The organism is Rhodococcus sp. T7 (assembly GCF_009872365.1).
Lineage (GTDB): Bacteria > Actinomycetota > Actinomycetes > Mycobacteriales > Mycobacteriaceae > Rhodococcus_F.
The window spans coordinates 1-8878 of record NZ_WXYH01000097.1 but is presented as its reverse complement, the minus strand read 5'-3'; the positions used below and the strand labels follow the sequence as shown (position 1 = coordinate 8878).

10 protein-coding genes are annotated in these 8878 nt (G+C 67.5%); 4 read left to right on the top strand and 6 right to left on the bottom strand.

Annotated elements, in window-relative coordinates; genetic code table 11:
* From MLGJGCBP_RS11795 to MLGJGCBP_RS11785, 3 genes are all read right to left on the bottom strand, one after another.
* Positions 1–701 (bottom strand): amino acid ABC transporter ATP-binding protein (locus tag MLGJGCBP_RS11795; protein WP_160095740.1); only part of this gene is annotated, 701 nt, incomplete at its 3' end.
* A complete protein-coding gene (locus MLGJGCBP_RS11790; protein ID WP_087557107.1) occupies positions 698–1366 on the bottom strand; it encodes an amino acid ABC transporter permease in 669 nt (222 codons plus the stop codon). The genes MLGJGCBP_RS11795 and MLGJGCBP_RS11790, both read right to left, overlap by 4 nt.
* A 10-nt stretch (positions 1367–1376) precedes the next feature.
* On the bottom strand, positions 1377–2165 hold the full coding sequence (locus MLGJGCBP_RS11785) for an amino acid ABC transporter substrate-binding protein (protein ID WP_087557108.1): 789 nt from the start codon (positions 2163–2165) through the stop codon (positions 1377–1379).
* Positions 2166–2263: 98 nt separating this feature from the next.
* Between MLGJGCBP_RS11785 and MLGJGCBP_RS11780 the strand changes: the two genes are divergently transcribed.
* Positions 2264–3727: a SulP family inorganic anion transporter gene (locus tag MLGJGCBP_RS11780; RefSeq protein WP_160095738.1), complete on the top strand. Its 1464-nt coding sequence runs from the start codon at positions 2264–2266 to the stop codon at positions 3725–3727.
* Here the strand turns inward: MLGJGCBP_RS11780 and MLGJGCBP_RS11775 are convergent.
* The gene (locus tag MLGJGCBP_RS11775; RefSeq protein ID WP_160095736.1) at positions 3724–4494 is read right to left on the bottom strand and encodes a deoxyribonuclease IV; all 771 of its coding nucleotides are present in this window, start codon (positions 4492–4494) and stop codon (positions 3724–3726) included. The two genes, MLGJGCBP_RS11780 and MLGJGCBP_RS11775, sit on opposite strands and share 4 nt — an antisense overlap.
* Positions 4495–4693: 199 nt before the next feature.
* On the opposite strand from MLGJGCBP_RS11775, the gene MLGJGCBP_RS11770 reads away from it, so the two are divergent.
* Both MLGJGCBP_RS11770 and MLGJGCBP_RS11765 read left to right on the top strand, forming a co-directional pair.
* On the top strand, positions 4694–4942 hold the full coding sequence (locus MLGJGCBP_RS11770) for a helix-turn-helix transcriptional regulator (protein ID WP_160095734.1): 249 nt from the start codon (positions 4694–4696) through the stop codon (positions 4940–4942).
* Positions 4942–6177 (top strand): type II toxin-antitoxin system HipA family toxin, encoded by a 1236-nt coding sequence (locus MLGJGCBP_RS11765; RefSeq protein ID WP_160095732.1) that lies wholly within the window; start codon positions 4942–4944, stop codon positions 6175–6177. The genes MLGJGCBP_RS11770 and MLGJGCBP_RS11765 overlap by 1 nt, the downstream gene beginning before the upstream one ends.
* A gap of 6 nt (positions 6178–6183) precedes the next feature.
* Here the strand turns inward: MLGJGCBP_RS11765 and MLGJGCBP_RS50465 are convergent, their stop codons facing one another.
* The gene (locus MLGJGCBP_RS50465) at positions 6184–6843 is read right to left on the bottom strand and encodes a hypothetical protein (protein WP_201453036.1); all 660 of its coding nucleotides are present in this window, start codon (positions 6841–6843) and stop codon (positions 6184–6186) included.
* A 96-nt stretch (positions 6844–6939) separates the two neighbouring features.
* On the opposite strand from MLGJGCBP_RS50465, the gene MLGJGCBP_RS11755 reads away from it, so the two are divergent.
* Entirely contained in the window at positions 6940–8115 is a 1176-nt protein-coding gene (locus MLGJGCBP_RS11755; protein WP_160095730.1) for a hypothetical protein, read from the top strand.
* A gap of 22 nt (positions 8116–8137) precedes the next feature.
* Here MLGJGCBP_RS11755 and MLGJGCBP_RS11750 read toward each other — a convergent pair.
* The coding region (locus MLGJGCBP_RS11750; protein WP_201453035.1) for an HNH endonuclease at positions 8138–8878 on the bottom strand (741 nt) is incomplete at its 5' end.

The following is an 8878-nucleotide window of genomic DNA, read 5'->3' as shown; positions in this document are numbered from 1 at the left end:
AGTACGTCCTTCGGGGTGCCGCGTTCGAGCACGACACCGTTGTCGACGAACAGCACCTGGTCGGCCACCTGCTGCGCGAACCGGATCTCGTGGGTCACGATCACCATCGTCCAGCCCTCGGTCGCGAGGTCCCGGATCACTCGCAACACCTCGCCGACCAGTTCGGGGTCCAGCGCGGACGTGGGCTCGTCGAACAACATCAGTTTCGGCTTCAGGGCGAGCGCCCGGGCGATTCCGACCCGCTGCTGCTGACCGCCCGACAACTCGTACGGGTACTGGTCCGCCTTCTCCGCCAGGCCGACCTGCGTCAGCAACCGCATCGCATCCGCGCGCGCCTCGGCCTTGGGCCGCTTCTGCACCACGATCGGGCCCTCGGTGACGTTCTGGATCGCCGTCTTGTGCGGAAACAGGTTGTGGGCCTGGAACACCATGCCGCTCTGTGCGCGGAACCTGGCCAGCGCCGCCCGGCCCACCTCGGCGCCGAAATCCACCGACTCGTCACCGATGGAGATCACCCCGCGGTCCGCCACGTCCAGGGCGTTGAGGGTGCGCAACACCGTCGTCTTGCCGGAGCCCGACGGTCCGATGATGACGGTCACCGTGCCCGCCCTGACGTCGAAGCTGATGTCGCGCAGAACGTGATGGTCGCCGAACGACTTCTCGACGCCGGATACCTGAAGGAGGGGAGGGGTGTCGGTCATCGGGCCACATACCTGTCGAGTCGGGCTTCGAGCCGGACCTGGACGGCCGACAGGAAGATGCAGATCACCCAGTAGTACAGCGCGGCGATGCCGTAGAGGGCGAAGAAGTCGAACGTCGGTGCGGCCGCGAGCTGGGCGACGCGCAGCAGTTCGGTCACCAGGATCGTCGATGCCAGCGACGTGTCCTTCACCAGCGAGATCAGCGTGTTGGACAGCGGCGGGACGGCCACGCGCGTGGCCTGCGGCAGCACGATCCGCTGCAGGGTGGTGGTGTAGCCCATGCCGATGGTCTGCGCGGCTTCCCACTGCCCCTTGGGGATCGACAGGATCGCCGCCCTGATCACCTCGGCCGCGTAACCGCCGACGTTGAGGCTGAACGCGATCACCGCCGCCGGGAACGGTTCGAGCGTCACACCGAACTGCGGCAGCGCGTAGAACACGATGAACAACTGCACCAGCAGCGGGGTGCCGCGGATGATGGAGACGTAGAAGCGGGCCAGCATCGACAGCGGTCTGATCGACGAGATCCGGGCGAGCGCCACCAGCAGCGCGATCGCCAGACCGATGGTGAAGCTGATGATCGTCAGCGGAATCGTCATCGTGATCGTGGCCTTCAGCATCGGCCACAGGTTGTCCAGGATCAGCTGGACCGTTGCGTCGTCCACGGGCAGGCTCTCAGTTGGTCGGTGCCGACACGTCGGTGCCGAAGTACTTCTGCGAGATCTGCGCGAGCGTTCCGTCGGCGCGCAGTTCGTCCAGGGCCTTGTCGATGTCGGGCATCAGTCCGCTGTCCTTGCGGGCCGCGAACGCCTGCTCGCTCGTGTCACCGGTCTCGGCGGCGACCTTCACCCCGGTGTCGCCGGTCTGCTTCTGGTATTCGGCGACGGCAAGATTGTCGTTGACGGTGGCATCGACCCGGCCGTCCTTGAGCAGCGTGATGGCCTGCACGAAGCCCTCGACGGATTCGACGTTCGCGCCCGCGTCCCTGGCCACCTGCGCCCAGTTGCTCGTCGCGGACTGCGCCGTCGTCTTGCCCTTCAGGTCGGCGAGCGAGGTGATCGCGTTGTCGTCGGCGCGGGTGACGATCACACCCTCGGAGTAGGTGTACGGCGTCGACAGGTCGTACTTCTGGGTGCGTTCGTCGTTGACGGTCACCTGGTTGGCGACGAGGTCGTAGCGTTTCGCCTCGAGGCCGGCGAAGATGGAGTCCCACGGGGTCTGGGTGAACTCGACGGAGACACCGAGTTTGTCGCCGACCGCACGGATGACGTCGACGTCGTACCCGGTGAGCTGACCGTCGGGACCCTGGTAGCTGAACGGTGTGTACGTGCCCTCGGTGCCGACCTTCAGGACGCCCGATTCGCGTACCTGGTCGATGACCGGACCCGAATCGGAGCTTCCGCACCCGGCCAGCGACAGTGCGGTCAGGACGGCGATCAGGGCGGCCGGAAGTGTGCGTCGCACGGTGTTCCTCCTCTGTCGGCGGATCAGCTAACCGTACTGGTCGAACGCTTCCCGGATAGGATCTTCGGGTCCCCATCAGGAAGAAGGATTGTCTCGCCGTGTCCTCTCTCGCTCTCCGACGGCCGGTGTGGCTGCATCCGACAGTGTTTCGTATCGAGTCGTTGTCCGCGCTCGTCGTGGCGATGGCCCTCATCCCGGAGGCGTTGTCTTTCTCCATCATCGTGGGTGTCGATCCGCGGGTGGGCTTGTTCACCGCCGCGATCATGGCGATGACCATCGCGTTCACCGGCGGCCGACCTGCGATGATCTCCGCGGCCACCGGTTCGGTGTCGCTGGTGCTGGCCCCGCTCATGGCGTCGCACGGATTGCAGTACCTCATTGCGGCGGTGTTCCTCGGCGGTGCGATGCAGATCGTCCTCGCCGTCCTCGGGGTGGCGCGGCTCATGCGGTTCCTGCCGCGCAGTGTGATGGTCGGCTTCTGCAATGCGCTGGGAATCCTCATTTTCGTGCACCAGTTCCCGTATCTGACGAACGTGCCGTGGGCGGTGTACGCGCTCCTCGCGGCCGGTCTGGCTCTGCTCGTGTGGATTCCCCGGCTGACCACGGCGGTGCCCGCGCCGCTACTCGTGATCGTCGGGCTCACTGCGTTCACCGTCCTCGCCGGTGTCGCGGTGCCCACCGTCGGCGATCAGGGCGAACTGCCCGACGGCCTGCCGACTCTCATCGGGCTGCCGGACGTACCGCTCACGGTCGACACCCTCCGCATCATCGCGCCGTTCGCGCTGGCGATGGCCGTCGTCGGGCTCCTCGAATCGTTGATGAGCGCCAAACTCGTGGACTCGGTCACCGACACGCATTCGGACAAGACGCGTGAGTCGTGGGGGCAGGGCGTCGCGAACATCGTGACCGGACTCTTCGGCGGCATGGGCGGGTGCGCGCTGATCGGGCAGACCATCATCAACGTCAAGACCGGTGGGGCCCGAACCCGGTTGTCGACGTTCCTGTCGGGTGCGTTTCTGCTGATTCTCGTAGTCGGTCTCGGCGACGTGGTGGGAACCATTCCGATGGCGGCGCTCGTCGCCGTGATGGTGCTCGTGGCCGCCACGACCTTCGACTGGCACAGCGTCCGCACGCTCCGGCGGATGCCACTGAGCGAGACCCTGGTGATGCTCAGCACCGTCGCGGGCACCCTCGCGACGGACAATCTCGCGATCGGTGTGGGTGTCGGTGTGCTCGTCGCGATGGTGCTGTTCGCGCGCCGGGTGGCCCACATGGTGGACGTGCGCGGCGAACTCGACGGTGACGTGAAGACGTACCGGGTGAGCGGTCAGCTGTTCTTCGCCTCGTCCAACGATCTCGTGTTCTCGTTCGACTACGCGGACGACCCCGGCCGCGTGGTCATCGACCTGTCGGGCGCCACCATCTGGGACGCCTCCACCGTGGCCGCGCTCGACGGCATCACCACGAAGTACGCGACCCGCGGCACCGACGTCACCGTGGAGGGCCTGAATCCGGTCAGCGAGGAGCGGTACCGCAGGCTGACCGGCAGGCTGGGCGACTAACCGACGGTCTCCCGCAGATACGCGAGGTCGTCGGCCAGCCCATCCTCCGGCGTCTCGAGGACGACGGGTGCGCCGGCGGTCCGCACGACCTCGGCGAGCAGTTCGGGGTCGATGGTTCCGTCGGCGAGGTTGGCGTGCCGGTCGCGGGCCGAATCGAACTCGTCGCGGGAGTTGTTGAGGTGCACCAGGTCGATGCGGCCCGTGATGGCCTTGATGCGTTCGACGACCCCCACCAGATCCTCGCCGCCCGCCCAGGCGTGACAGGTGTCGAGGCAGAAACCGGCGCCGAAATCGCCGACCTCCTGCCACAGTCGGTCGATGGCGTCGAAGTGCCGCGCCATCGCGAAGTCGCCGCCGGCCGTGTTCTCGATGAGGATGGGGACGGGGAATCCGCCCTTGTCGGCCTGGCGTTCGAACAGTTTGCGCCAGTTGACGATCCCCGCGTTGACATCCTCGCCGTCGCGGACGTGTCCGCCGTGGACTACCAGCCCGAACGCGCCGATGTCGGCGGCGGCCTGGGCCTGCTGCGCGACGGCATTGCGGGACGGCATCCGGAGCCGGTTGTTGAGGCTGGCCACGTTGATCACGTACGACGAGTGCACGACGACGTCGATGGGGCTGTCGCGGATCTCGTCGGTCCGCGGATGCGCCGGGGGCTTCTCCCATTTCTGCGGGTCCGTGAGGAACATCTGAATGACGTCGGCGCCGAGCCGTTCGCCGTATCCGATCGGATCTTCGTCCTGGCGGACGTGTGCTCCTATGCGCATGTAACCAGGGTAGGGGGTGGGTGCCGCGACCATGCCTGTGCTTGCGATCGCAGGCGTAAAGGCGGGTGCGACCGTGTTTTCATTGTCTTCAGCCTCTAAGCCTGCGTTCGCAGTCATAGGCATGGACTTCGGCGCAGAATCGGCGCACACTGGCGTTAAGCATCCGTCCACAAGCTTTGATCTGATCCAGGAGGCTGCCATGGCTACCCCACGCCGCCGCGAGCGAACCGACACCGGCGGGATCTCCGACGGATTCGTGGCACGGCGACACCAGCTCGGGCTGACCCAGGCGGAGCTGGCCGACCTGGCCGGGGTGTCGAGATCGAGTGTGCAGTCGATCGAATCGGGCCGGGGGACCGTCCAACTCGATCTCGTCGACGCCGTCGCGGACGCCATGGGATGCCGTCTGGCGCTGCTCACACGTTCGGGAGTCGAGGTGAAGGCCTGATGGTCGAGAACCTCAGCGGCGTCGACCGGGCCGACGTCTACAAGGGTGACCGCCTCGCGGGCAGTCTCGTGCGGGAGGGCGGGGACGTCGTCTTCCGTTACGACCCCGCCTACCTGCAGGACCCCGGCGCCCCGCAGGTCGCGTGGACGATCCCCACCTCGTCGACCGAGGTGCGTGCCAGCGGGGGCAGCGTCCCGCCGTTCTTCGCGGGTCTCCTCCCCGAGGGGATCCGGCTGCGGGGCGCGGTCGCGGCCACCAAGACATCCGAGGACGATCACCTTACGATCCTGATGGCGGTCGGAGCCGACACGATCGGCGACGTGCGCGTCCTGCCCACAGGGGTGCCGCCGCCCGAGACTGCACCCGTGTTCGACCCCGACGCGATCGAGCGTCAGGACCTGCGGGCGCTGTTCGAGCACATGTCGGGGCACGAGGCCGTGAAACTGGACCCCACCTCGCTGCCCGGGGTGCAGGCGAAGGTGTCGGCCCAGATGTACTCGACACCGATCGCGACCGAGAAGGGCCCCGCCATTCTCAAACTCTCACCACCGCAGGGATACCCGCAGTTGGTCGAGAACGAGCACTTCTTCATGGGACTCGCCGCGCAGTGCGGATTGCCCGTCGCCGACCACCAACTGGTGCACGACGGCAGAGGCAATGCCGGCCTGCTCGTCGCGCGTTTCGACCGTCGAGTCGATGCGTCCGGCCGTGTCATCCGCACACCCCAGGAGGATGCGTGCCAGGTGATGGGGATGTTCCCCGCGGCCAAGTACCGGCTGAAGACCGAGAACGTGATCACCGCACTCGCAGGCGTGTGCGAGCGCGGCGGTGGATCGGCGCGGGTCGCCACCCTGGAACTGCTTCGGCTGGTGGCCTATTCGTACGCGATCGGCAACGGCGACCTGCACGGCAAGAACTTCTCGGTGCAACTCGCCGAATCGGGTTTGTGGAGGGTCACACCCGCCTACGACCTCCTCTGCACCCAGCCGTACCTCGGGTGGCGCGACCCGATGGCCCTCGACTTCTACGGCAAGGCGAACAAACTCAACCGCAGGCACTTCGTCGAATGCGGGGGCCGGCTCGGTGTTCCCGAACGCGCCGTCACCAGAATGCTCGACGGCGTCCGCAAGGGCATCGGGCGTGGCATCGGGGAGATCGAGTCGATCGGCTTCACCGAAAAGGAGAACACGCTGCTGCGCACACTGATGGAACGGCGCTCGGACGAACTGGGCTGAGCCGGCTCACCACACCCGGAACGCGCTGTCCGAGAGCGTGAATCCGTGACCGGCTTCGCTGCGGCACGACACCCCGGCGGCCTCGTCGACGACGCACGTCAGGTCGTTCACCTGCAACGGTCGTCCATACGACAGCGCGGGGGCGGCCGATCCGTCGAGGGGATAGAACCGCGGATCGCCGGCACTGGCGAACTGACCCGGGCGGCCGCCGGTGACCTCGATCGCGTTGGGCGTGACCGCCGTCCCGGACGCGCCGGCGCCCGGGACCTTCGGCGCCGACGCCGGCATCGGGCCGTGACAGCCGGCGGTCGGGAGGTCGCCGCCGGTCAGGATCGCACAGTGGAACTTGGTGCTCGGCGTGGTGAAGTAGTAACTCCCCGCCGCGGTGCCGGCGAACGCCTGCGGGTCGGCCGGGGCCGGGGTGCTGGTCGTGGTCGTTGTCGTGGTCATTGTCGACGGGAGTGCGCTCGACGTGGTGGTGGTGCTGCTCGTGGACCTCGGGGCGGTCGTGGTGGTGGTCTTCGGCGCGGTCGTCACCGCGGAGGTGGTCGCGGGCCCTGCGACGGCGCCGGTCTCGGGGGAGCCGTCCACGGAGCGGGCGCAACCGGCCACCACCACCACTGCCGCCGCCGCGAACAGAAGTACCGCACGCACCGTGTCAGTCATGGTGGAGAGCTTAGAACCGCACCCGTCCCGAGCGGTCGCGGCGCGTCCGACGAAATTCTGGGACAGTGGGTGGTCAGCGAACTGCCAGGAGGTCCGATGTCGGAAAGCGCCCAGTACGAAGAGCGTCGTGCCCGCATCTCCTTCCAGGTCCGCGACTGGTGTGAACGGTCCACGATCGCGGGCACCCACGCCCCGCTGTCGGACGCCGCCGCCGTGCTGATCGCCGCCGGGCATCTCGATGCTCCCACCCGGCAGGTACTCACCAACCGGCGTCGCGCGGGGCGCACCATCCCGTCGATCGGCGGCTTCGGGGCGCTGCGCCTGGTGACGGACGAATACAACCAGGTCGCGCGGCGCACCGGCAGCCTGCGCCCCGGTCCGGCGCAACTGCTGTTCAAGTACCGTGCCACCGAACTGGGCCGCAAACTGCAGTCGTATCGGTCCGCGGTGGTGATGTCGCCTGGGCACTACGGCAACGGTGTCCGGGCCATGCGGCGGGATCGGCGCGAAGGCGTGCACCTGGATCTCGAACAACGTGAGGCACTGTTCCGGGCGCTGCAATGCACACCGGCGCCGATCGCGGGCACCGCTCTCGAACGTGCAGGCAACTATGCCCGCGGCGCCGCAGCGGAACGCATCGGCCAGGCGGCCGGGAACACCCCGATGGCCGCGGTCGGAAAACGCGTCGTGGACGCCATCGGCAAGGGCGCCGATCTCGACAACGACAGATTCGCCGACTCGTACGACACCCTGCTCTACCTGGCGGGGATGCTCTTCGACAGGATCGACGGTTCCGAAGTGTGGCACTCGGAACATTTCGCGGTCCAGCGTTACCAACTCGACCTCGCCGAAGAACTGACGCAGATCGCCATCGACACCGTCGCACTGCGCGGAATCCGAATCGAACTCGACGAAGCGCTGCGCGCCACCCACTCCGACGGCGCCCGTAGGCAGATCGAGGCCCGGCAGAACGCGCTGAAACCGGTGTGGGATCAACTGGTCGACCGCGTCGCCGCACTCGCGCGCATCGGCGACCTGCTGTCCCGGGCCGAGGTGCAACTGCGGTCCGTGCTGGCAGTCAACCGGGCGATGAGCCTCGACAGCCGCATCGACGAACTCATCGCACGCTCCGGCGACCGCGAACTGTCGGCGGAGAACACCCACAACGTCGGCGATCAGTTCGGCGGCGTGGAGGAGTTGATGCTCACGTACCAGTCGGCCCTGCACGGAGACATCGCCGAACTCACTTCCTGGTCGGGGGGACGGGCATGACCGAAGGGGTCACCCCACCACCTCATGACGCCCGCAGGTGTGCGATGAGGATCGCTTCGATTTCCGACCTCCGTGCCGCGGACGGCAGGCGTGGGGCCGCGGACCGGTAGTGATGCCCGGTCGGGGTACCGAGGTCGAAGAGATGCGTGCGGCCGTGCCGCCTGACGGGGCGGGCGGTCCAGCCGTCGCCTTCCTTCGCGTAGTTGCAGGCCGCGCACAAACCCGCCCCGTTGTGCGCGGTGGTGGCGCCCTTGTTGCGGCGGGACAGGATGTGGTCGTGATGGCGGATCGGCGCATCACACCACGGGGTGCGGCACGTCCGGTCGCGCAGGTCGATCAACGTCCGCAAGCCTTTCGGGAACGCCCGCGACTGCGATTCCATCGCCGTCAACGCCCCCGACAACGGGCACGAGTACACGTTTCGTAAGGTCACCGCGGTATCACCATCGAGGGCATTCGCCACCAACTGCCGGGCGATCCCGGCCGGCACCGGACCGAACCCCGCCACATCCGCCGCCTCGTTCTCGCCCGCCAACAAGGCCTCGTCGGAGATCACCAAGTTCACCGCCACCGGCACCCCCGAGGCCACCGATGCTCCGGTGCCGCGGTCGAACAACAAGTCCGCCATCAACTGGTTGCGGGTGCGGCCACCACTGTCCCCGGTGGCGATGAGGCTGTCCGCATCGCGACGCAACGTCGCTTGCAAACAGACCGCCTGCTCCATCGGCATCAGCACACTCAGATACGCCATCGAATCCGGCGC